Here is a 22,464-nt window from a genome sequence, read left to right on the forward strand (position 1 = left end):
TGTGTTGTTCGCGGGCTGGTCTCCTGCGCCGGACCGGAACGGGCCTGGGCACTGATCGGAGGGCTGGATGGAGATTGTTGTTTGAGGGAATTTCATTTTCTTGGGATTAGTAGTGTTAATAACTGCTGTGGAAACTGTGGATAACTCGATCCTGCACCACGAATCCGCGGTTAAGCCCTGTTCACGACCTGTGGGCACAGGAGGTTTTAAACAGGGTGTGGATGGGGACAAGATTTTCGGCCGCTGAGCCGATCCACAGGCGCCTTAAGGGTTTTAAGCCCATTAACCGCAGTTGTCCCCTTAACTGTCCACAGGGTTGTCCACATCCCCCTGTTAATAAGGTAAGAGTGCGCCGGAGGCGCGGCTCAGGAATTGCGCTGCTGCTGCTTGATCCGGTTGGTCAGCTCGGTCACCTGGTTGTAGATGACCCGGCGCTCGGCCATGAGTTCGCGGATCTTCCGGTCGGCGTGGATCACGGTGGTGTGGTCGCGGCCGCCGAGCTCCTGCCCGATCTTGGGAAGGGACATGTCCGTGAGTTCCCGGCACAGGTACATGGCGATCTGCCGTGCAGTCACCAGGGTGCGGGTGCGCGACTTGCTGCAAAGCTCTTCCATGCTGAGCTTGAAGTAGTCGGCCGTCTGCGTGAGGATCTGGGCCGAGGTGATTTCCTGGGCACCGTCGTCGGTGATGAGGTCCTTGAGCACCATCTCGGCCAGTGCGACGTCGACCGGTTGCCGGTTCAGGCTGGCGAAGGCCGTGACGCGGATGAGGGCGCCCTCAAGCTCGCGGATGTTGCTCGAAATTTTTGACGCGATGTATTCGAGGGCATCATCCGGCGCGGAGAGGCCTTCGCTGAGGGCCTTCTTCCGGAGGATCGCGATGCGGGTCTCCAGTTCCGGCGGCTGGATGTCGGTCAGCAGGCCCCACTCGAAGCGCGACTTCATACGGTCTTCGAAACCGGCGAGCAGTTTGGGCGGCTGATCGGAGGTGATGACCACCTGCTTGTTGTTGTTGTGCAAGGCGTTGAACGTGTGGAAGAACTCCTCCAGGGTCCGGTCTTTGCCGGCCAGAAACTGGATGTCGTCGATCAGCAGCACATCCACGTTGCGGTACGTGGTCTTGAAGCTGGTGCCTTCATCATCACGGATGGAGTTGATGAAGTCGTTGGTGAATTCCTCGGAGTTGACGTAGCGGACCCGGATGCCGCTGTAGAGCCGGCGGGCGTAGTGGCCGATCGCGTGGAGCAGATGGGTCTTGCCGAGTCCGGAATCGCCGTAGATGAACAGCGGGTTGTAGGCCTTGGCCGGTGCCTCGGCCACGGCGACGGCGGCCGCATGCGCAAATCGGTTGGATGAACCGATCACGAAGGTGTCGAAGACGTACTTGGGGTTGAGGCGGCCGAATTCGTGCGAGGTGCTCGGGAGCATCGGCTGCGGCTTCGATTCCACGGCGGGGTCCGCGGCCAGCGAAAGCTCGACGGCGGGTTCCGGTTCAGTGTGCAGGGGCACCAGATCGGTGTCGACGTCGATCGCGCAGCGGATCTCGTCGGAGAAGACGCTACGGAGAGCATCATCCAGTGCGTCCTTGACCTGGGTCTGCAGGACTTCGCGGGTGAGCTCGTTGGGGACCGCCACCAGCAGGGTGGAACCGATCAGGCCCTGTGCCTGGGCGAGGATGACGAAGCCGCGCTGCCGGGGAGAGACACGGTGGTCGTTCTCCAGCAGGCTCACAACCCGCCGCCAGGAACTTCCGACAGTGTTGGCTTGGTTGGCTTCGTCTACTGTCATCAATCGGTTCCTCAAACTTGCTGGCCTGCATTACGTGCATCCACCTGGTCCAACGCAGCGCACCGGCCGCGGCTAAATCCACAGGGTTATACACAGTCCGTGGATAAGGGGTTACTGAGACACTGTAGGGGATGAAAACGCTAGAAGATAGCTGGGATCAGTCCTGTGGATAATCACATGGTTGTAGTTCTAAAACCGTGGCCGTGACGCACTTCATCCACAGGCGCCGACGCAGGTTAGCCACAGCTGGGGAAACTCTGAGGCGCGCTCCGCGGTTTGACTCCGGCGGGCAGTAACCCCTAACGTTGTGAAGTCCCATGTGTACCGCTTTTCGCCTCATCTGAATCTTTCTTGACGCCCCGCGTCGTGCGAGTCGGAGCAGCGGCACATACAAAACTTAGCGTCGGCCAGTTCTTCCCCTTGATCGGGTGGGCGCACCTTTGATCCACTGGAGTAACTAACGTGAGCAAGCGGACTTTTCAGCCGAATAACCGCCGTCGAGCCAAGAAGCACGGCTTCCGCCTTCGTATGCGTACCCGTGCCGGCCGCGCCATCCTGGCAGCCCGCCGTGGCAAGGGCCGCACCGAACTGTCGGCCTAAATAACTGACTCGTCGGTCCACATCCCTGTGCGAGTTTAAGGGTGCTAGCCACCAAGAACCGTCTGCGGACATCAACCGATTTTTCAACAACTGTACGTTCCGGTGTCCGCAATGGACGCCGGAACGTAGTGTTATATACGGCAGCTATTGCTGCCGATGAGCCAAGCCGAATCGGGTTCATCGTTTCCAAGAGTGTCGGGAACGCTGTTGTCAGGAACCTCGTTAAGAGGAGACTGAGAGAAGCCGGTGCCAAGTCGCTGCAGAAATACGGCAGCGGGTTCGCCATCGTGGTCCGGGCCCTGCCCGCCGCGGCGGCGGCCAGCTGGGAGCAGCTGCTCGCCGACTATGACGCCGCTCTGGAGACAACCATGAAACGGCTGGGCAACCGCCCTCCCAAGGCTGCTTCATCAGGTTCTCACGAGACAACACAGGAAGGGACCCCGCGTGCGTAACTCAACTGCCGCCGTCGTCCCGGGCCCGAGTGTTGCGACTTCAGGACCGGTGCTGCGCCGCTTGGGCACCGTAGTCTGGAACGTGCCCCGCAACACTCTCATCCTGCTGCTGATGGCTTACCGCAAGGTGATTTCACCCTTGTATGGGCAAGTCTGCCGCTTCTTTCCTTCGTGCTCGGCTTATGCACTCGAAGCGATCACTGTGCACGGCGCAGTCAAGGGAAGCTGGCTGGCCGCCAAGCGTCTGTTGCGCTGCCATCCATGGAATGCCGGCGGTGTGGACCACGTCCCCGCCGGGCACCGGGAGTGGCCGGCGGGCCGCACCCCCACAATTGTTGTGCTGAACAATCCGGACAAGTACCTGGGTGCTCAGCCTGATGGAGAAGGCCGCACTGCGGCCTGACGAATAGGGATATCGTATGGACTTGTTTGCAACAATCTTGGCGCCGTTCAAATGGCTGGTTTCAGCCATCATGGTGGGCTTCCACGACGGATTCAGCGCGATCGGCATGCCGCCGGCAAACGGCTGGACCTGGACCCTGTCCATCATCGGGCTCGTGCTGGTCATCCGCGCCGCCCTGATTCCGGTCTTCGTCAAGCAGATCAAGGCCCAGCGCGGCATGCAGCTGCTGCAGCCTGATCTGAAGAAGATGCAGGAAAAGTACAAGGGCAAGACCGATCAGCTCTCCCGCCAGGCCATGGCGCAGGAGCAGATGGCCCTGTACAAGAAGCACGGCACCAACCCGTTCTCGGCCTGCCTGCCCATGCTGATCCAGATGCCCTTCTTCTTTGCCCTCTTCCAGGTGCTCTCGGGCATCAGCTCGGCCAAGATTTCCGGGCAAGGCATCGGCGCGATGAGCGCCGAGCAGGTCAAGCAGTTCGACGAGTCCACCATTTTCGGCGCCCCGCTGTCCGCCTCACTGCTGCACGGCGGCGGCGGCAATCAAACGGCAGTGTGGATCCTCTCCATCATCATGATCCTCGCCATGACGGCCTCGCAGTTCATCACGCAGAAGCAGATCATGGCCAAGAACATGTCCGAAGAAGCCCTGGCCAGCCCGTTCATGCGCCAGCAGAAAATGATGCTCTACATCCTGCCGGTCGTCTTCGGTGTGGGCGGCATCAACTTCCCCATCGGCGTCCTGATCTACTGGACCACCACCAACCTCTGGACCATGGGCCAGCAGTTCTTCGTGATTCGCCGGATGCCCACGCCCGGATCCCCGGCCGCCAAGGCCCTTGCCGAGCGCCGGGCAGCCAGGGGCTTGCCAGCCCTGCCGTTGCTGGGCGGTAAGAAGGCCGAAGCAGCCGCAGCCGAAGCCTCCGCTGCTGCCGCCGCCGTAGAGGCCAAGTCCCAGCGAGTCCAGCCGCAGCGTAAAAACAGGAAGAGGAAGTAATGTCCGCCGAGAGCACCGAACACGCTATTTCCGCCGAGTTTGACGACGAGCGCAACGATGCCCAGGAGGTGTCCTCGGACGGCTCCCATGATGCAGACAGCCCTGTGAAGAGTGTTTCGGCAAGCCGCCTCGAAGAAGAAGGCGACGTTGCCGCGGACTACCTCGAGGAACTGCTGGACATCGCGGACATCGACGGCGACATCGACATCGAGGTCCGCAACGGGCGCACGTACATCTCAATCGTTGCCGAGGAGGAAACGGCCGGGCTGGAGAGCCTGGTCGGCCGTGACGGCGAAGTCCTTGAGGCCCTTCAGGAGCTGACCCGTCTGGCCGTCCTTTCCGCGACCGAGAACCGGTCCCGTCTGGTGCTGGACATCAACGGGTACCGCGCCGATCGCGCCGGTGACCTGCAGAAGATCGCAGAAGACGCCGTCACCGCGGTCAAGGAATCCGGCGACGCTGTTGCTTTGGCGCCGATGAGCGCGTATGAGCGCAAGATTGTGCACGACGTCGTCGCTGACCTGGGTCTCGTGAGCGAGTCCGAAGGCGAAGGCGCCGACCGGCACATTGTCGTCTCCGCAGACTGAACCGTTGACTAGCTTGATGGTGGAAATTACTGCAGCCGAACTCAAAGCTGCTGAGTCCCTCTTCGGTGACCGGCTGGATCTGGCAAGGCGCTACGTCGAGCATCTGGCGACTTCCGGGACCGAACGGGGCTTGATCGGGCCCCGTGAAGTGCCCAGACTGTGGGGCCGGCACGTGCTCAACTGTGCCGTGATCGAAAGCCAGATTGCCCACGGAAGCCACGTGGCCGACGTCGGAAGCGGTGCCGGCCTGCCCGGCTTGTGTTTGGCCATCGCCCGGCCCGACCTGGAGCTGACCCTGATCGAGCCCCTGGAACGGCGCGTGATCTGGCTGCAGGAGGTTGTGGATGACCTTGGGCTTGAGAACGTGACGATCATGCGCACCCGGGCTGAACTGGCCGTGGGGCTGGTGAATGCCGACGTCGTAACGGCCCGCGCAGTATCCGCACTGTCCAACCTTGCAGGACTGACCATCCCGCTCCTGGCGGGCAAGGGCGAAGTCGTTGCCATCAAGGGACGCAGCGCCGGCGAGGAAATCGAGAAGGCTGCCAAGGTCATCCGCAAGCTGGGCGGCATTGAGACATCCGTGGTGGTGGTGGGCGAAGACCTGCTCGAAGAACCCACCACCGTAGTCCGAATCGTAGTGAACAAGCCTCAAAAGATTGCCTAGCACCGGCCCCGGTGCCCGGGGAGTCTGAGGGGAAGAGGTTAGGCTAGTAACCGGCAGCAAGAGCCGAATGAGAGTGAGAGTGTCACAGTGACCAGTAGCGAAGCCTCCGCACAACGGATCCCGCCGTTTATGTCCTTGGGCTCCGCACGGGCGTTTACGTCTCCTGCCGTCGCTCACGACTTTTCCGGAAATCACCCGACTCCGGTTGCAAGGGTGGCCGGCATGGCGAGTGTTTCACGTGAAACCTCTCTCCCGCACACCGGCAACGTGCTGGACACCCTCGACGACTCCAGCCCCATCGCCCGTGAGCTCGCGCATGAGAACAAGCGCCGGGAACGCCTGCTCGGCAGGCAGCTGCCCAAGCCGGAGAAGACCAGGATCTTCACCGTGTCGAACCAGAAGGGCGGCGTCGGCAAGACAACGACGACCGTCAACATTGCCGCTGCGCTGGCGGCGGCCGGCCTGAACGTGCTCGTGATCGATATCGATCCGCAGGGTAACGCCTCGACGGCGCTGGGCATTGAGCACCACGCCGACGTCGACAGCATCTACGACGTCCTGATCAACGATGTCCCGCTCAAGGACGTCGTTGCCCCGTGCCCGGACATCGACAAGCTCATCTGCGCGCCCGCCACCATCCACCTTGCCGGAGCCGAGATCGAGCTCGTCAGCCTGGTGGCCCGCGAGCAGCGGCTGCGCCGCGCCATCGACGTGTACTCCAAAGAGCGGGCCAAGAACGGCGAGGAGCGGCTGGACTACATCTTCATAGATTGCCCGCCAAGCCTTGGCCTGCTGACGGTCAATGCCTTCTGCGCCGCCGGCGAAGTCCTTATTCCGATCCAGTGTGAGTATTACGCGCTGGAAGGCCTCAGCCAGCTCCTGAAGAACATCGAGATGATTCAGAAGCACCTGAATGCTGATCTGGTTGTCTCCACGATTTTGCTGACAATGTATGACGGCCGCACCAACCTCGCCGCCCAGGTGGCTGCGGAGGTCCGTGAACACTTCCCCCAGCAGGTGCTGGGGGCCGTGGTGCCCCGGTCCGTCCGCATCTCAGAAGCTCCGAGCTACCAGCAGACCGTCATGACCTACGATCCGTCGTCCAGCGGCGCGCTGTCCTATCTGGAAGCCGCAGCGGAAATCGCCGAACGTTAGAATTTTTTCAAGAATTGCACTAGCCAGAGCCAGGCGAGTCCCGGCTCTTCCACCGGAGGGATTTATCCATGAGCGATAAGCGACGCGGCCTCGGCCGTGGACTTGGCGCACTCATTCCAAGTTCCGCCTCGGCTAACGCCTCCGGAAACGGTGCTGCTCCGTCCCGGCCCGTGGACCTCTTCTTCCCCGAGGCCCGGAAGCAGACTTCCGGCGCCGGGGCCGCAACTCTCCTCGACGACGCCGAGCAGACGGACGTGCCGGCGTCAGAGGCGCCGCAGGCGGAGACGCCGGTGACGAAGGCGGGCCAGTCCGGTTCAGCCAACTCCGGTTCCGCCAAGACGGGGGACTCTGGCGAGGCCGTTGCTGAGGATGCGTCCGCCATTGACGCCTCCGACGCCGATGCGGCCCCTGCGGGGTCCAAGAAAACTCCTGCCAGGAAGACAACTGCGACGAAGTCGTCGCCTGCCCTTGCGCAGCCGGAAGCCTCCGAAGCCGGCGGGCAGCTGGCGTTCGATGCCGCGTCCGAGCCGGATGCCGAAAGCGCTGTTGAGCTCGTGGCCGTACCCGGTGTTCGGTTTGCCGAAATCCCGGTCACCGACATCCACCCGAACCGCAAACAGCCGCGATCTGTCTTCGATGAGGACGACATGGCCGAGCTGGTGCACTCGGTGCGCGAAATCGGCGTCCTCCAGCCAATTGTCGTCCGTACTTCAACCGAAGAGGGTGGCGAGCCGTATGAGCTCGTCATGGGTGAGCGCCGCTGGCGGGCAGTGCAGGCCGCGGGACTGGACACCATCCCCGCGATCGTCCGCGACACCACGGACGACGATCTCCTGCGCGACGCCTTGCTGGAGAACCTGCACCGCAGCCAGCTGAATCCGCTCGAAGAAGCTGCGGCATACCAGCAGCTTCTCGAGGACTTCGGAACAACGCACGAGCAGCTGGCGGACCGCATCGGCCGTTCTCGGCCCCAGGTCTCCAACACGCTGCGTCTGCTCAAGCTTCCCCCGCTGGTGCAGCGGCGCGTTGCGGCCAGCGTCATTTCGGCCGGACATGCCCGCGCTTTGCTCGCCCTCCCTGATGCGGCAGCGATGGAGCGCCTGGCCCAGAAGATTGTCGCCGAGGGCATGTCTGTCCGCGCGACCGAGGAAGCGGTGACTCTTTACCAGAGCCCTGCTTCCCCGACCAAGAACAACATTCCCCGCCCGGGTGCACGGCACGAGCGGCTGGACTACCTGGCGTCGTCCCTGTCTGACCGCCTGGATACCAACGTCAAGATCTCCCTCGGCGCCCGGAAGGGCCGCGTCAGCATTGAGTTCGCCAGTGTCGAGGACCTGAACCGCATCATGGATGTGCTCACGCCAGGAACGCCAAACTGATCCTCGAGCTACTGCATAAATGAATACCGAGTTATCGAAGGGCCTGTTTCACGTGAAACAGGCCCTTCTTCTTTAGTGCGGCCGTTTGCTTGCGGCCGCGGAACTTCCGTTCACCCACCTGCGCACTGCATTTCCGGTGCAGTCTAGCTTGTCTGGTGGGCGCTCTCCCCGCCCTGGAGGTTAGAGGCGGACGCCCGGCGGCGCTGGCTCGGCGCCCATCGTAGGGCCGAATGGGGCAGGCAACCCCGCGAACTGTATGCATCGGCGCCTGTGGCAGCTGGTCGTGGACGGTGCGAAACACGGAACCGCAGCCCACGGAGCCGCAGCCTGGGGCCGTTCTGTCGACGAGCGGCCCAAGAGTGGCGTAACTATCGAACTGCCGCTCAGCGGCTCACCGCGCTGGGTACCGGCAGTCCATAGCGCACACCGGTGTAGCGGCGCCGGTGCGGCCTGTGGTGGACTGGTGCTTGGCCGCCCGTGCACCACGTGGGGGTACTTCATGTCGCGTCCTGTTTCACGTGGAACACCGCAACGTGTGTTTCACGTGAAACCGAAGAACCTACTCTGCGGTTCCGGCACGTCATCCATCCACGGCATATTTCGGGGCATTTGGGGCGCGCGATGCGGGACCGCGTTCACTTTCTGTCGTACCGGGGCGCACGCGGTGTCATTGCACCGGTGAAGCCGGGTTTAGGCTGCCGCACCCCGCGCCTGATGCACCAGGTGTGCTGTGTGCACCTCGTTTCGTGCTTACGTGAGACGCCGCCGCACCCTTTGTTTCACGTGAAACGGAAGAGGCTGTGCCGCGGTTCGGGCACGTGCCCATCCGTGAACTGCGTCGGGGCATCCGGGGCGCGCTGCGGGAGCGCCGCCTGGGCCAGTACGTTCTCCGCGTCCATGCTTGCCACACCTGCCGTAAGAGCTCACGGGGCCTTCTGTTGAAGGTGGGGCCGAGGGCTTGGAGCGGTTAGTGCGCCGCTGGCTGGTGCGTTCCGCCTGAGGAGCACCAGCGTAACGAACTATCCGCGTGATTGGAGCGCTGCGCGCGCCGGCCTGAGGGATTTGAACCCGATGCGGGTCTACTTTCGCTTCGCAAATTGCGGCACCATATTGCATATAGACGCCGTCGCCTTCGCTGGTTGCAAGAAGCTGGTTGTAAGAACTGGTGGTCCTAGGCTGAAGCCGCGTGCCTGGGGTGACTGACATGGCACTGCACTTTCAATGAGACCCCTCCCCTTCATACACGCGTAGACGTCTACTTCCCTCCCGTCCGCAACTTCCCTACCGTTCGCAACGCGATGGCCTCACAAACCTTGTTGTGTACGACGCAGATTCCAGCTCACCCCCTCGTTCGGGCCGGGACTTCCGGCGCCTTGCCCGACAGTGTTCGCTGGCACGCAGGCACACCTTTCTTCTCTGGCGTTGCGGCGTCGCTGGACTGCCTCTCCTCCGGCCGGTTTCGCGACCAGTTTCCGCCGATCGGCAGATCTGTGGGGCGAAACGTCAGTGACGCTTCCGTCGTCGGTGGGCCCCAGGTCAGTTACGCCTCTGTCTTTGGGCGACGCCAAGATCGCCAGAGTGATCTGCTGCCCGCTCACTCGTCTCCGTAGAACATCCTTGGCACGCTGCTGCACCGCAGGAGGGACCACCTGTGACTCGAGCTCTGAGTGTCGCAGAAGCTCCTTTGTGGGAAGGAATGTGCCGTGTTCGGGTGCCTGCTGTACTGCGCGCCGTTGTGCCAGGCCTGACACGGGGGCGTCCGTTGAGCTTCGGTTGGCACCTCGCTGCTTATGGACCTGGGGCCGGTCGCCAGGTCCTACGCCTGGTCATGTCGAACAGCAACACCTGCCAAGACCGCAGGCTCGGAAACTAGCTGCGTCGAGCCCGCCGGTAACCACCGGTATCTACGAGGACAGAACAGGTCGACTTGGGATGGTACGCCGACGGGAGCTCTCCGGACGCCCCTCCAGTGCGGCCTCAATAGTTGCGCAACCCTGCCTGTCAGTCGTCTCACCATCCAGATGACTGACGCCTTGACGAGCTTGACGGTGCATCGACGAAGCCGGAGGGCAAGGCGCGGTCGAGCGGGCGGATCACTCTCACATGACAGGCGGTGACACCTCGCCTGAAAGTCTGAGTGGTAGGTGGGTTTGTATGAAATCGCATTACGCAAGCCTTCCTGTCCCCCGGCCCATGACTCAGACGATGTCTGTGTGCATGCTTGCTCACCGGCCGTCATCACGGGCGTCGCGGTGGCATCTTCGTCGGTTCGGTTCGCAGCCCGGCTGGGCCGCGTGGGATGGGCCCCGAGCCATGACTCCGACGAGATTGGTGTCCCTGTTTGCTCACCGGCCGGCGTCGCCGTTCGCAGCCCGGCCCGTCCGCGTGGGGTCTGATGGGTGCTCCAGATGGTTCGCCGGCGAAGGCCGGACCACCGCGCTGCAGGCCGTGAGCGCGGTGCTTCCCGGAGTCGCGGAGAGGGCGTTGGGAGGTTTGAGGGTGCTCCGCACCGCGGTGGGTGTCGGCGCCCCCCTGTGGACGACCGGTGGATATCGGTGTGGATAACGTGGTGGATAACTTTGTGGATTCGGTCTCCGTCCGCTTCCGTCGGTGGGGCTGAGGGGAGCGCTGATGCCCATGCGTCCCGTGACCATTTCTCGGCACTCCATGCTGAGCAAGAGTTTCACGTGAAACGCGGCTACTACGGAAGCAGGCGACAACGAAAGCCGCGCTCCGACCGCCCTGATTCCACGCAGATCGGTTAAATTTCCCGCACAGGTAAAGGAAACTTGCGACGGCGGTGCCCGCGCGTCACCCGCCGGTCCTCCCCCTCCCTCCCCAGGGAATCACCGGTCTCCCTTGTCCTTCGTCGCTCCGTCCGAACCCGGTACCTGGGCCCTCATTCAGGCGGTGTGAATAATCTCTCACGGGCTGTGGATAACGTTGTGCATAACTTCTGTGGAGAAGAGCACGAGTCGAGAGTAGGAGGTGCACCGCGGTGGCCTGCCGGCAGCAAATCGCATCCCCAGGCTCGATGCGCATGTCGCTACAGAAGGAGCTAAACCGCCGTCGGATTTTACCTAACCGGCCGAGGCCATGATGAAAGAGTAGATCCAACGCGCCGGAACAGCGCCAGCGGATCGACGGATGGGATCACTGAGTGTATCGGGAAGAGTCCCCTGATCCGGCGCTCAGATGACTTGATATTCGTGAACGGCGGAGGACCGGTACGCTTCTCGCGCCTTCGCAAGAACGGAACATGGCCCCCACAAGAATGGGCCACCTCAAGAATGGAACGTGGCCTCCACAGGATGGCACGGCGCTTTGGGCACACCGGCGAGTGCCCCGGGTGAGGACTTGTTCGGTTCTGCACGTGATGCCCTAGGCCAGCATCCGCGGATCCGGAGTGCTGTCGTGCAAGACGACTACCAGGAATGCTCCCGGCCTGGCCCAACACAGCGAGCCATGGTCTTGGAGCGCCGCCTCATCAGGAAATAGCATGTCCCCCCGGACCCTCCGCAGACGCAGGCGATGCTTGGCGCTCCGCGGCAGGTGCACCGCCCGTGGGTTTTGTCAGCGAGGCACCACGACCATACCCGTCCTCGGCGTAGTTGGCCGTGGATAAGGCCGCCCCGGTGGTGACAACATGGACGAACGTGGTCCGCTGACTGGCGTTTCAGGACAGGACGTGGCTACGGGCAGCGTGGTTGTTAGATTGAGCTTTGGGCCCGGATCCTACTGCCGTGCGGACTGGATGCCCAGTGCACGGATCAGCGTTTGATCGCAAGCGCGGTCCAACAGATACCGGAGACCAGTGTTCCGCGATGCCAGTGTTTGAGGATGCGGTGATTGGTGCGGCGGCCGTAGCAGCTCTTGGTGTCCGCAGTGCGGCACAAATACATGATCCACGATCTGATCGACGGAAGTGCGGCCGCCCGAAGCCCCACCGCCCGTAGGGTTATCGGTGCCTGGCGTAGCTAGAGCCAATCCCGGAGACTTCGGAGCCGGTTCGTTTTCCGGTCCGTTGCGCGGGGACTCTCCGCCACCTGTTACATTCTGCAGGGCTAGAGCCGCGCGGGCCTGCGCGGTATCTCTTGCCTACTTAGCGCCCCAGCTGAAGCCTTCTCTCTGTGGAGGCTGCTCACGCATGTTTCACGTGAAACGACATCGGCTTGGCATTCCGCGGTCTTGACCGCTATCCCTAGGCCGCCAGCATACTACAGTGCTTGCCTGCGCGCTCGTCTCTCGACGAAAGAGTGGCGCATTCTCGTCCAGAGCTCTCATTCACGGCCCCGATGAAACCTACGCGGAGGACGCTATCCCCCCGTGATAACTGACACGTAACTCTCGCTTAATTGGTGCTACGCATGGTGTTTCACGTGAAACAGCGCATCTCCAACCGCTACAGCGGCGCCTACGCTGGAGACATGGGGCGGAGGCGCGGAGTGGGCGTCGCGCAGCAGGCCTCGACTGCTGGCCCCGGGTCCCCACCTTCACAGGAAGTAGCTCACACACCGGTGGAACGCAACGGACCAATGGCGGGAACGCATCGGTTCAGGCCAGGCAGCCGTGTTCGGACGGACGCCCGCACGGCCCGCAAAAGAAACCGAAATGGTCGCGCACTGTCACCCATTGCCATTCCAGCACAGCAACAGATCCAGCACGCCCCACCTCCCGCTGTCCGGGAAGGTTAATTTCCGCTGTTGAGTACGGAAAGTTCTGGCGCTCCAGCACGTGCGCCAGGCCAGTGCCTGATGGAGCAATCATCCTCACCTTGAACCAACACCGCTTCAGCCTGGTTCACGTGAAACAGCAGCCTCCGGTGGCCGCGCAAGACTTTGCAAGACGCCGCAGCGGCGACCGAAGCGGTGTATTAAGGATCCCTTGGCCCACTTCTGGGACGTGACCAGCTACATGGGTCCCGCGTGGCAAGCGCACCGAAGGCCCGCGCAGGGGGCCAGGGCTGCGCCGCGCGTCATCTGCCAGGATGATGTCTCTGTCAGGAGGACCTGGCGACAGGCGCTCTCGTCGGACGCCCTGTTTCACGTGAAACACCGACCCCCATCGGGCGCGTTGTTTCACGTGAAACACGCTGTTCGCCGCATTAGAACCCGCCCCTTCCGGGTGCTCAATGGTCAACACTGGCTGCATGATCCGGGCCTTCCGCGCCAATCCTCGGCCAACTTCATCCACTGGCCGGAACAGCACACCGTCGAGGCCGCCTGCAGAAACTCCGGGCGGCGCACAACCCAGTAAAGTAACTTCCCTCCACGTGGAGCACCAAGGATCGGCAGTCGCGGTCCATTGCCCCTCCGTCAGATTGCAGTCGGCCACGTCCAACGCCGGTGGCCTTCACAGACCTCGAGTGGCCGGATGAGTTGCTTTCCTCCGGCGGAGCCCTCCCAAGGCCCGAAAACAACACCCGGCAGCCGGCCCTCCCCCGGGCAAGAAAATGCCGCGGCTTCTCACTGATCCGGCTACCTATCCGGATCATCGCGGCGGAATCCGACAGGGCCGCCCCACAAATTCCCGGCGGCGACCGACACCGGGCCCCAGCTGGCGTCCGCGACGACAACGGCGCCTAGGCACAAAAAAGTGGCCCCCGCAGAAAGCGGGGGCCACCATGAGCGGGTTACGGCTCCAAGGCCTGAGCGCGTCTTAGGACACCCAGCAAACCAAGCACAACCCAGTTCGGATTCAGGACAGAACGTCCGCGAATTCCTTCTCGAAGAACTGCTTGGGGCGGGCGCCGATGACGGTGCTCTTGACCTCGCCGCCCTGGAACAGGTAGACCGCCGGGATTGAGGTGATGCCGTACTCAGCGGCAATGGCCGGGTTGTCGTCAACGTTCACCTTGACCACTTCGACCTTCTCGCTGTACTCCACCGAAATCTCGTCGAGAATCGGCCCGAGCTTGCGGCAGGGGCCGCACCATTCGGCCCAGAAGTCCACAATGACCGGCTTGTCGGAAGCCAGTACATCGGTGCTGAAGCTGGCGTCAGTTACGTCTTTTGCGTTGCTCATAAACCTTGTCTCTCTCTTCGATGGGTTGTTGAACGCCGTTTAGGCGTGGAAATCTGCCAGGTAGTGCTCGACGTCCAGAGCGGCCACGCAACCGGAGCCCGATGCGGTGATTGCTTGGCGGTAGGTCGGATCGATAACATCGCCTGCAGCGAAAACACCGGCAACGCTGGTCTTTGAGGTGCGGCCGTCGACGGCGATGGTTCCCTCTGCGGTTAGTTCCAGCTTGCCCTTGACCAGATCGGTGCGGGGATCATTGCCGATCGCTACGAACACACCGGTAACGGCGAGCTCAGTTTCCGTCCCGTCCACCAAGTTCTTCAACTTCAATCCGGTGACTTTGTCCTGCCCCAGGACGTCTTCAACACCGCTGTTCCACACGAAGTTGATCTTCTCGTGGGCCAAGGCGCGGTCCGCCATGATCTTGGAGGCGCGGAGGGTGTCCCGGCGGTGGACCACGGTGACCGATTTGGCGAACTTGGTGAGGAACAGCGCCTCCTCCATAGCCGAGTCGCCGCCGCCGATCACGGCGATGTCCTGGTCCTTGAAGAAGAAACCGTCGCAGGTTGCGCACCAGCTGACACCGTGGCCGGAGAGCCGCTTCTCGTTCGGCAGACCCAGTTCACGGTAGGCCGAGCCGGTCGACAGGATGATGGAGCGAGCCTTGAAGGTCTCCCCCGTGCCGATCGTCACGGTTTTGATCTCGCCGTCCAGGTCGAGTTCCGTAACGTCCTCGAACTGGATTTCAGTGCCGAAGCGGGCAGCCTGCTTCTCGAAGTTCTCCATGAGGTCCGGACCCATGATGCCCTCGGGGAATCCCGGGTAGTTCTCCACGTCAGTGGTGTTCATCAGTTCGCCGCCGGCGGTGACCGAGCCAGCCAGGAGCAGCGGTTTCAGGTTCGCGCGCGCCGTGTACACCGCTGCGGTGTAGCCTGCCGGGCCGGAGCCGACGATGATGACATCACGTACTTCGGTGGCAGTGTTTTCTGCGTTGCTCACTGAACGGTGAACCTCTTCCTTTGTCGATGCGCCCGCCTCCATGGCCGGCCACATGGCACAACTATTGTCCGGCGCTGAATATTCCGGCCGAAGTGGGCATCACGGAGCGACACCACTACTCAGGGTACCGGTTTACCGGGGCCGCAGCCGGTGAGGGCCCCGGATGACAAGGCCCGCAACTGGACCCTGCCTACTGGACCTTGCCTACTGGACCTTGATCTCGGCGAGCCGCAGGCCGTACCCGTAGCGGGTCTTAGGAGCCGCGAGCTTCGGCAGCGTCTTGATGGACACGATGACGTACTGCGCCGTGACCGGTTCGGAAAGCGGCATGGTCAGGTCCGGGGAGGTGAAGCTGTTGGTGCCAATCTGCTTCGCCCCGTCCAGCGACGGACGGTCATTGGTGTACACACTGATGCTGCCACCGGACGCTCCGAGCTGGCTCAGCGTGACGGAGGAGACCTTGGAGGGGCCCTTCAGCTTGACGGCGAGCGGAACTTCGGACGCGAGGCCGCCCCAGTTGTCCGTCGCGAATTCCATGTCGGACCAGAAGCTGGCCCCGTTGCCGTCAAAGGTCTTGACGAGGTCGGAGTCGTAGTTTCCGGCGAAATCAAAGTTGCCCAGCCGCGTCACGTTCTCGATGGCGGGCGGCCCGGCAGCGGGCTCCTGGCTGGCGGTCGCCGACGGTTGAGCAGAGGACTGTTCCGGTGCACCGGATGGCGCTGAGGCCGACGTCCCCGCGTTCGTCTGGGGGCTGCTCTTGAACAGGCTGCCCAGATTGGTGACCGCGAAGATGAGCCCTACCACCAGGACGGCCGCGAGCAGGCCGCCGACGAGCCAGCGCGCCGAACGCGGCTCCCGGCGGGGCTCGGCTTCCTCTTCGTACTCGTCGTAGTCGCCCTCGTCGACGGCGGAACGGGCGGATGCAGGGAAGCTAACTGGCGCGCGGTCTGCGGTGTCGAAGCCCGCCTCAGCCAGTCCGGCGCCCACCGCTCCGGCGCCTGCCACGGCGCTGCCGCGGTGGTCGCCGCCGTCGCGCTGGTCGGCGCCGGAGTAGTCATCGTCGGCCCACAGGGAGACCTTCGGTGCCCCGGCGGTTGCAGGGAGCGACGCATCGTGCTCGGCCTCGCGGCCTGCGGTGCCCTCCTGGACAGGATGCGGCGCCGTCGGGTGCGGCGCGGTCTCCTGCGGTGCAGTCGTGGGCGTACTGGCGGTCCTGGGGGCCTTCCCGCCCGCGGCTGCGGCCCCCGCGGCGGCAGCCCCTGCGGCCGCCGCGCCGGCACCCTTGGAGGCGCCATTCGATGACCCATTGGAAGACCCGGCGGAAGGCGCGGACGCAGGCCGGGACGGTACACCAGCGGGCGGCACTGCCGGCGACGCCGGCCGCTGGCCAGCGACCGGCTGGGACTGACCGTAGTTGATGTACCCGGCGTCGACTTCCTCTTCGTCGTAGAGTCCGTCGTAGGTCTCTGGCTCGTGGGAGCGCGCCTGCCCGAAGATCTCGCTGCCCAGCGTGTCCGTGAAAAAGGGCTCGACATAGGGCGGGTTGGAGGACACGACGAGATCCAGCAGGTCCGCGGCAGAGGTGTGGTTGGTGATCAGGTACGTGGTGGCGTCGCTGACGCCGAGGTCCAGGATCTGCACGCTGCCGGGGCGTTCGCCCGTGGCAACCTCGCGGGCGCTCTGGGCCACCTGGTCGGCGTTGTCCGGCCCGGCGACGAGGATGCTTACGGGCCGGTTGAGCACCTGGTCCACGCCGTCCAGCACCAGATCCTGGTCGTGTGAGGCCAGTACAGTGGCCGTGACCTTGTAGCGGCCGCCGAGTACTGATCCAACATCGATCGGGTGGGACACGGGCTCCTCCTAGACTGTCCGGGACCTGCCGACGTGGCCGCTCTCTGAGCGACGGTATGCCCTCCGGCACGCCGGTTGGCCGCTGGTCGGCAACTCCCCTTGTTAGTGTTCGATCCTATCCGATGCTCTGTCCGGGACGCGGGAGCGCGGCTGTGTGAAGCGGAGCCGGGATCATTTTTTCTTCTTCCGGCTAAACGCGAAATAGGGGTTGTGGCCTGCCGGTCCCTGGTAGGTCCGGCGGCCAGGCAGCGGAACGTCGCCCCGGCCCAGGCCACCCAGCGCGGTGCTGGGAACGTCTTCGGCCGGCAAGTAGCCACCCTCCGGGCCGGCGGGCCGGCCATAAGCGAAGGTGTCCTGTTCGCGGATGTCGGGACCGGCCCGGAAAGAAGCAGCGTCGAACTCGCCGGAAATGCGGGGAATCAGGCCGGTGTCCACCGAAACGGTGGCCCGTTCCGGCACGTTGCGTGCCTCTGCGGCGCCTTCGGCCCGGAACGCGGCGGACGCCTCCTCGGGGGCGCCGCGCCGGAGCCGCCCGAGGAGCGGCTGCAGGAGGTCCTGGAGCTCGGTTACCCGCAGGACCTTCAGCATCACGAAGTAGGCGGCCAGCATGACGGGGCCGACGACGACGATCGTCACCAGGGCGGCGATGCGGCTGCTCCAGGCGTAGCCGTCCGGGTTGTAGCTCCCCAGCAGCCACAGGGCGACGGCTCCGGCCAGGGCGGAACCCAGTGCCGCGTAGCCGATGCGGATGTAGGAGCTGGCGATGCGGGGCCCGTCGAGGTGGCCCAGCAGCCGGCGGAGGAAGAATGCACTGACAATCACGGAGAGGACATTGCCGCCGGTGTAGAGGATGGCGATGGCGAAGATGATGTGATCGAACGGCAGGAACTGGATCGCGAAGGCAGCCACCACGTTGACCAGGGCAAGGACCAGCTGGATGAAGAACGGTGTCCGCGCGTCCTCGTTCGCGTAGAACACCCGCGACATCATGAAGTTGGCGCTCATGAACGGGGTGCTAAGGGCCAGGATGGTCAGGGTTTGGGCCAGCATGACGCCGTCCTGGCGCACGTCGCCGGAGAAAAACATGCCCAGCGGTCCGGCCAGGGCGAAGAGGGCCAGCGCGCCGAAGACGGTGGCCACGGCCATGGTCCGCAGCCCGTGCGAGAGGGCCCGGCGCAGCGCGGCCCGGTCCCCCTCCTGTGACGCGCGGGTCATCCGGTTGAACAGCACCGTGGCCAGGGACAGGGCAATGATGGAGTGCGGCAGCAGATACAGCTGGCTCGCCACCTCCAGCACGGCGTTGCCCGGCATGGTGCTGGCCGCCGGGTCCCCTGCCTCCTGCAGACGGAGGCGCTCGGCGCCGGGAATCGTCGCGATGCGCATGACATAGAGGAACGCCAGCTGCCCGACGGCGGCGGTCGCCAGGGTCCAGACACTCAGCTTGGCGGCGTGGCCCAGGCCGACCCCCCGCCAGCCGAAGCGCGGCCGCAGGCCGAGGCGGAGCCGGAACACGGGAATGAGCAGGACGGCGGTCTGCGTGAGGACACCGATTGTGGAGAAACCGGCCACGAGGAACGTCTGGAAGGACCCCCAGTTGTCAATGGTGTGGGGGTTGGAGGCGTTGGCGCCCATGATGGCGATGAACATGCCCAGCCCGGCGATCGCGACAACGTTATTGACGATCGGCGCCCACATCGCCGGACCGAAGGCCCCGTGGGCATTGAGGACCTGAGTCAGCAGGGCGTAGAGACCGTAGAAGAAGATCTGCGGAAGGCACCAGAACGCGAATGAGACTGCCAGCGCCTTCTGCTGTGGCGAGTATCCCTGAGTGGTCAGCTGAATGACTGTAGGGGCCAGGAGCGTGACCAGCAGCGTGAGAACCAGCAACACCAGGACCGCCAGAGTCAGCAGCCGGCTGATGTAGTCCGCTCCCCTGTCCGGCGCCCTGCTTGCCTTAATGATCTGCGGGACGAGGACCGCGTTGAACACCCCGCCCGCCACCAGCAGGAAGATCAGGTTGGGGAGGTTGTTGGCGTTAATAAAGGTGTCATTGACGGTGGAGCCCAGGCCCAGCGCGGCCGCCAGCATCCAGGTTTTGGCGAAGCCCAGAAAACGCGAAACGAGTGTTCCTGCTGCCATGATGGCGCTAGAGCGGGCTTCTCCGGGCTGGACGGCTTGGGAATCGGGACCGGAGGGTACGGGGGCGGGTTTGGCTGGTGACATCGTCTTCATCGTCTCACCCGGGCGGGGCATTAGTCGCTATCCGTGGCCGTGACCGGCCGGCCCGGTGAGGATTCGATACGGCTAATGCAGTTCCGGGAGGACTTCTTTGGCAAGATCCGCTATCCGGCGCTCATTGGGGAAGGAGAGTTTGCGGGCCAGCTCATGGATGGGCACCCAGGCGACATCCACGGCTTCCTTATCCGGATCGTTTTCGATCGTGAGTTCCCCGCCCGTGGCACGCAGGAGGTAATGATGCACCGTCTTATGGACCCGGTGCCCGCTCACGGTGAACCAGTAGTCGATGCTGCCCAGCGGCGCCAGGATCTTGCCCTCGATCCCGGTTTCCTCCGCGATCTCGCGGACGGCAGCTTCCTCGTTGCTTTCCTTGCCTTCCGGATGCCCCTTCGGCAGGCACCATTCCAGACGCCCCCCGCGATTAAGGCGCGCAATAATCGCCACCCGCAGTTCGGCGTCGGACATGTCCACCACGACGCCGCCGGCGGAAATTTCCTCCACGGTGGGCAGGGCAGCGTGGCCCGCGTGCTGGACCGGCGCGACGTTGGCACCTATTGCCGACGGCAACGGTGCGTTTGTCCTCCTGCCGGGAGCGCTCGGTACGGGATGGGCCATGATGACCACTCTAACGACTCTTGCCCGCTGTTGATGACCTAAACATGGCCGGAAAGCAGACGGCGGGGAAAGTGGTCTGTGCCGCTTCGTCCGCAATCGGAACCAACCGGCCGGAACCCGGGGGCGTCCGGTGTGGTGCTCGCGCGGATTTCTGACAAGCTTAAGTAACTATGGCGCACGCACATCACAAGACTGACTCCCACACCGTTTCCTTCCAGGTGGACCCGGTGGTTCTGGAGCTTGGGCAGCGCTTCGTCGATGCCGGCCACGAGCTCTCCCTCGTGGGCGGCCCCGTCCGCGACCTGTTTCTGGGCCGGAACTCTCCTGACCTGGACTTCACCACCGACGCCACCCCAGACCAGACCGTTGCCCTGATCAAGAAGTGGGCGGACAACTACTGGGAGATCGGGCGCGCCTTCGGCACCATCGGGATGCGCAAGGACGGCTTCCAAATCGAAGTCACCACCTACCGGGCCGACGCCTATGATCCGGAATCCCGGAAGCCGGTGGTGGCCTTCGGAACCTCGCTCACCGATGACCTGCTGCGGCGGGACTTCACGATCAACGCCATGGCGCTGCGGCTGCCCATGATGGAGCTGGTGGATCCCTTTGGCGGTGTGCGCGACCTGCACGCCTCGATCCTCAACACGCCGGGGCCACCGGAAACATCCTTCTCCGATGACCCGCTGCGCATGATGCGCGCCGCCCGGTTCGCGGCCCAGCTAGGGGTGTCGCTGCACCCCGAAGTCCGGGAAGCGATGGTCCGGATGGCGGAACGGATCAGCATCATCTCGGCCGAGCGCGTGCGTGATGAACTCATCAAGCTCATTTGCGCCTCGCATCCGCGGGCCGGCGTGGACCTGCTCGTGGATACAGGGCTCGCGGACCTCGTGCTTCCCGAAGTTTCGGCGCTGCGCCTGGAATCCGATGAGCACCACCGCCACAAGGACGTTTACCAGCACTCGCTCCAGGTCCTCGAGCAGGCCGCCGCCCTGGAAACGCCGGCGGACGGCCCGGTTCCCGGCCCGGACTTTGTGCTGCGCTTCGCCGCTCTCATGCACGACGTCGGAAAGCCGGCCACCCGCCGCTTTGAACCGGGCGGCGCCGTGAGTTTCCGCCACCACGACATGGTCGGCGCCAAGCTGACCGCCAAGCGCATGAAGGCGCTCCGCTTCGACAATGACTCGATCAAGGCTGTGGCCCGGCTGGTCGAGCTGCACATGCGGTTCTACGGCTACGGCGAGGCCGGCTGGAGCGATTCCGCGGTCCGCCGCTACGTCACCGACGCCGGGCCCCTCCTGGAGCGCCTGCATCGCCTCACCCGCTCGGACGTCACCACCCGGAACCAGCGCAAGGCGGACCGGCTGTCTTTCGCCTACGACGACCTTGAGGTAAGGATCGCGGCGTTGCGGGAACAGGAATCCCTCGATGCCGTCCGTCCCGACCTGGACGGTGGCCAGATCATGGCACTGCTGGGGCTCAAGCCCGGCCCTGTCGTAGGACGCGCCTACAAATTCCTGCTGGAAGAACGCATGGAGCACGGTCCGCTTGATCCTGCCGCCGCCGAATCCCGCCTGCGGGAATGGTGGGCGGCCCAGCCCGAGGCGGCGCCGGCCGGCGTCGACCCTTCCACCACTGAGGAGTCCTAAGTGAACGCACCTTCCAACGGCCCCCGCCCGCAATTGTGGATCCTGCGGCACGGTGAAACCGAGTGGTCCAAGAGCGGACAGTACACCGGCCTCACGGACATGCCGCTTACGGTGGAGGGCGAGCAGCAGGCCGTGGAGGCGCGCCGGGTGCTGGAGACTGTCGACTTCGACCTCGTGCTGACCTCACCGCTGCGCCGCGCCCGCCGGACCGCCGAACTGGCAGGCTACCCCGACGCCCAGCCGGAGCCGCTGGCGGTCGAATGGGACTACGGCGACTATGAAGGCATCAGTTCAGACCTCATCCGCAAGGACAACCCCGAATACCTGATCTGGACGCACGGCGTTCCCAACGGCGAAGCGCTCGACGACGTCGCGGCCCGGGCGGACAAGATCGTGGCGCGGGTGCTGGAATCCGGCCTGGACAACGTGCTGATCGTCGCCCACGGTCACTTCTCCCGGATCCTGACCGCCCGCTGGCTAGGACTCGACCCGCGTGAGGGCCGGCATTTCGTATTGGGCACCGCCAAGGTCTGCACCCTGGGATGGGACAAGAAGACCCCGGCAATCGTGCGCTGGGGACTCTAACTCCGGCTAGTAATAATAGAATTTGAAAAACTTTCTGAATTCGGTAGGCAACTGCTGCATTCGTGGTGTACTTTTGTTTTTGACCCCAGAGCGATTTGCCGGGGTCACGGCGCGCGTCGCCCGGCCAGTCAGCCGGTGCCACGCAGGACAGAAAAGGAGGTTGGGAAAATGATGATTACTTTGACTAGCGGACGGATGCACTCCACCACCGCAACCCCGGCCTCCGTCGCTGAACCGCGCCCAAATGCAGGACTGACCGTCCACTAACACCTTCCCGTCCCGGATAATGCAGCCCGGGACCGGCGGTAACAGGCTTCCTCCGGTGGAAGCCCTTTGACGGCGGCCTGACAGGCGGAACCACGCGGTTGCGCAGCACCCCATAGTTCGGAACCCAGCTTCTTGTTGGGGCTTACGGCACTACCGCGTCCAGGGGCCATTCTCCATCGAACATCTCGCCATACCAAGAATTTCAGCTTAATTAA

General features: G+C 63.8%; 16 protein-coding genes. 10 read left to right on the forward strand and 6 right to left on the reverse strand.

Annotation, left to right across the window (positions count from 1 at the left end):
• Nucleotides 1–365 precede the first annotated feature (365 nt).
• A complete protein-coding gene (gene dnaA, locus ACFVVK_RS09370) occupies nucleotides 366–1,787 on the reverse strand; it encodes a chromosomal replication initiator protein DnaA (RefSeq protein WP_390266146.1) in 1,422 nt (473 codons plus the stop codon).
• Nucleotides 1,788–2,249: 462 nt separating this feature from the next.
• Between dnaA and rpmH the strand changes: the two genes are divergently transcribed.
• From rpmH to ACFVVK_RS09410, 8 genes are all read left to right on the forward strand, one after another.
• Nucleotides 2,250–2,387 (forward strand): 50S ribosomal protein L34, encoded by a 138-nt coding sequence (gene rpmH, locus ACFVVK_RS09375; protein ID WP_003800212.1) that lies wholly within the window; start codon nucleotides 2,250–2,252, stop codon nucleotides 2,385–2,387.
• Nucleotides 2,388–2,428: 41 nt separating this feature from the next.
• A complete protein-coding gene (rnpA, locus tag ACFVVK_RS09380; protein WP_390266147.1) occupies nucleotides 2,429–2,839 on the forward strand; it encodes a ribonuclease P protein component in 411 nt (136 codons plus the stop codon).
• Complete coding sequence (yidD, locus tag ACFVVK_RS09385; protein ID WP_390266148.1) at nucleotides 2,832–3,242, forward strand: membrane protein insertion efficiency factor YidD; 411 nt, start codon at nucleotides 2,832–2,834, stop codon at nucleotides 3,240–3,242. The genes rnpA and yidD overlap by 8 nt, the downstream gene beginning before the upstream one ends.
• Nucleotides 3,243–3,258: 16 nt before the next feature.
• Nucleotides 3,259–4,236 (forward strand): membrane protein insertase YidC, encoded by a 978-nt coding sequence (gene yidC, locus ACFVVK_RS09390; RefSeq protein ID WP_390266149.1) that lies wholly within the window; start codon nucleotides 3,259–3,261, stop codon nucleotides 4,234–4,236.
• Complete coding sequence (locus tag ACFVVK_RS09395) at nucleotides 4,236–4,823, forward strand: protein jag (protein WP_390266150.1); 588 nt, start codon at nucleotides 4,236–4,238, stop codon at nucleotides 4,821–4,823. The genes yidC and ACFVVK_RS09395 overlap by 1 nt, the downstream gene beginning before the upstream one ends.
• A 16-nt stretch (nucleotides 4,824–4,839) precedes the next feature.
• A complete protein-coding gene (gene rsmG / locus ACFVVK_RS09400; RefSeq protein ID WP_390266151.1) occupies nucleotides 4,840–5,490 on the forward strand; it encodes a 16S rRNA (guanine(527)-N(7))-methyltransferase RsmG in 651 nt (216 codons plus the stop codon).
• An 87-nt stretch (nucleotides 5,491–5,577) separates the two neighbouring features.
• The gene (locus ACFVVK_RS09405) at nucleotides 5,578–6,645 is read left to right on the forward strand and encodes a ParA family protein (protein WP_390266152.1); all 1,068 of its coding nucleotides are present in this window, start codon (nucleotides 5,578–5,580) and stop codon (nucleotides 6,643–6,645) included.
• Nucleotides 6,646–6,713: 68 nt separating this feature from the next.
• Nucleotides 6,714–8,024 carry a ParB/RepB/Spo0J family partition protein gene (locus ACFVVK_RS09410; protein WP_390266153.1) on the forward strand — a complete coding sequence of 437 codons (1,311 nt, stop codon included), beginning with the start codon at nucleotides 6,714–6,716 and terminating at the stop codon, nucleotides 8,022–8,024.
• 5,697 nt (nucleotides 8,025–13,721) lie between these two features.
• Here ACFVVK_RS09410 and trxA read toward each other — a convergent pair.
• The 5 genes from trxA to ACFVVK_RS09435 all read right to left on the reverse strand — a co-directional run bounded on the left by trxA (nucleotide 13,722) and on the right by ACFVVK_RS09435 (nucleotide 19,748).
• Nucleotides 13,722–14,048, reverse strand: coding sequence for a thioredoxin (gene trxA / locus ACFVVK_RS09415; protein WP_090954833.1), 327 nt, complete (start codon nucleotides 14,046–14,048; stop codon nucleotides 13,722–13,724).
• Between the two features lie 39 nt (nucleotides 14,049–14,087).
• Nucleotides 14,088–15,044, reverse strand: coding sequence for a thioredoxin-disulfide reductase (trxB, locus tag ACFVVK_RS09420; protein ID WP_390266154.1), 957 nt, complete (start codon nucleotides 15,042–15,044; stop codon nucleotides 14,088–14,090).
• 204 nt (nucleotides 15,045–15,248) lie between these two features.
• Entirely contained in the window at nucleotides 15,249–16,895 is a 1,647-nt protein-coding gene (locus ACFVVK_RS09425; protein WP_390266155.1) for an ABC transporter substrate-binding protein, read from the reverse strand.
• A gap of 171 nt (nucleotides 16,896–17,066) precedes the next feature.
• Entirely contained in the window at nucleotides 17,067–19,118 is a 2,052-nt protein-coding gene (gene murJ / locus ACFVVK_RS09430; RefSeq protein ID WP_390266156.1) for a murein biosynthesis integral membrane protein MurJ, read from the reverse strand.
• A gap of 81 nt (nucleotides 19,119–19,199) precedes the next feature.
• Complete coding sequence (locus ACFVVK_RS09435) at nucleotides 19,200–19,748, reverse strand: NUDIX hydrolase (protein ID WP_390266157.1); 549 nt, start codon at nucleotides 19,746–19,748, stop codon at nucleotides 19,200–19,202.
• Nucleotides 19,749–19,918: 170 nt separating this feature from the next.
• Between ACFVVK_RS09435 and ACFVVK_RS09440 the strand changes: the two genes are divergently transcribed.
• On the forward strand, nucleotides 19,919–21,397 hold the full coding sequence (locus ACFVVK_RS09440) for a CCA tRNA nucleotidyltransferase (protein WP_390266158.1): 1,479 nt from the start codon (nucleotides 19,919–19,921) through the stop codon (nucleotides 21,395–21,397).
• Nucleotides 21,398–21,982 (forward strand): histidine phosphatase family protein, encoded by a 585-nt coding sequence (locus ACFVVK_RS09445; RefSeq protein ID WP_390266159.1) that lies wholly within the window; start codon nucleotides 21,398–21,400, stop codon nucleotides 21,980–21,982. It begins immediately after the preceding gene.
• The last annotated feature ends 482 nt before the right edge of the window (nucleotides 21,983–22,464 follow it).

It is taken from the genome of Arthrobacter sp. NPDC058192 (assembly GCF_042883665.1).
Classification (GTDB): Bacteria; Actinomycetota; Actinomycetes; order Actinomycetales; family Micrococcaceae; genus Arthrobacter.

Coding starts and splice junctions, on each gene's coding strand:
- dnaA (WP_390266146.1), bottom strand. CDS start 1,787: ATGACAGTAGACGAAGCCAACCAAGCCAACACTGTCGGAAGTTCCTGG.
- rsmG (WP_390266151.1), top strand. CDS start 4,840: ATGGTGGAAATTACTGCAGCCGAACTCAAAGCTGCTGAGTCCCTCTTC.
- ACFVVK_RS09395 (WP_390266150.1), top strand. CDS start 4,236: ATGTCCGCCGAGAGCACCGAACACGCTATTTCCGCCGAGTTTGACGAC.
- ACFVVK_RS09435 (WP_390266157.1), bottom strand. CDS start 19,748: ATGGCCCATCCCGTACCGAGCGCTCCCGGCAGGAGGACAAACGCACCG.
- yidC (WP_390266149.1), top strand. CDS start 3,259: ATGGACTTGTTTGCAACAATCTTGGCGCCGTTCAAATGGCTGGTTTCA.
- ACFVVK_RS09440 (WP_390266158.1), top strand. CDS start 19,919: ATGGCGCACGCACATCACAAGACTGACTCCCACACCGTTTCCTTCCAG.
- ACFVVK_RS09410 (WP_390266153.1), top strand. CDS start 6,714: ATGAGCGATAAGCGACGCGGCCTCGGCCGTGGACTTGGCGCACTCATT.
- trxA (WP_090954833.1), bottom strand. CDS start 14,048: ATGAGCAACGCAAAAGACGTAACTGACGCCAGCTTCAGCACCGATGTA.
- murJ (WP_390266156.1), bottom strand. CDS start 19,118: ATGTCACCAGCCAAACCCGCCCCCGTACCCTCCGGTCCCGATTCCCAA.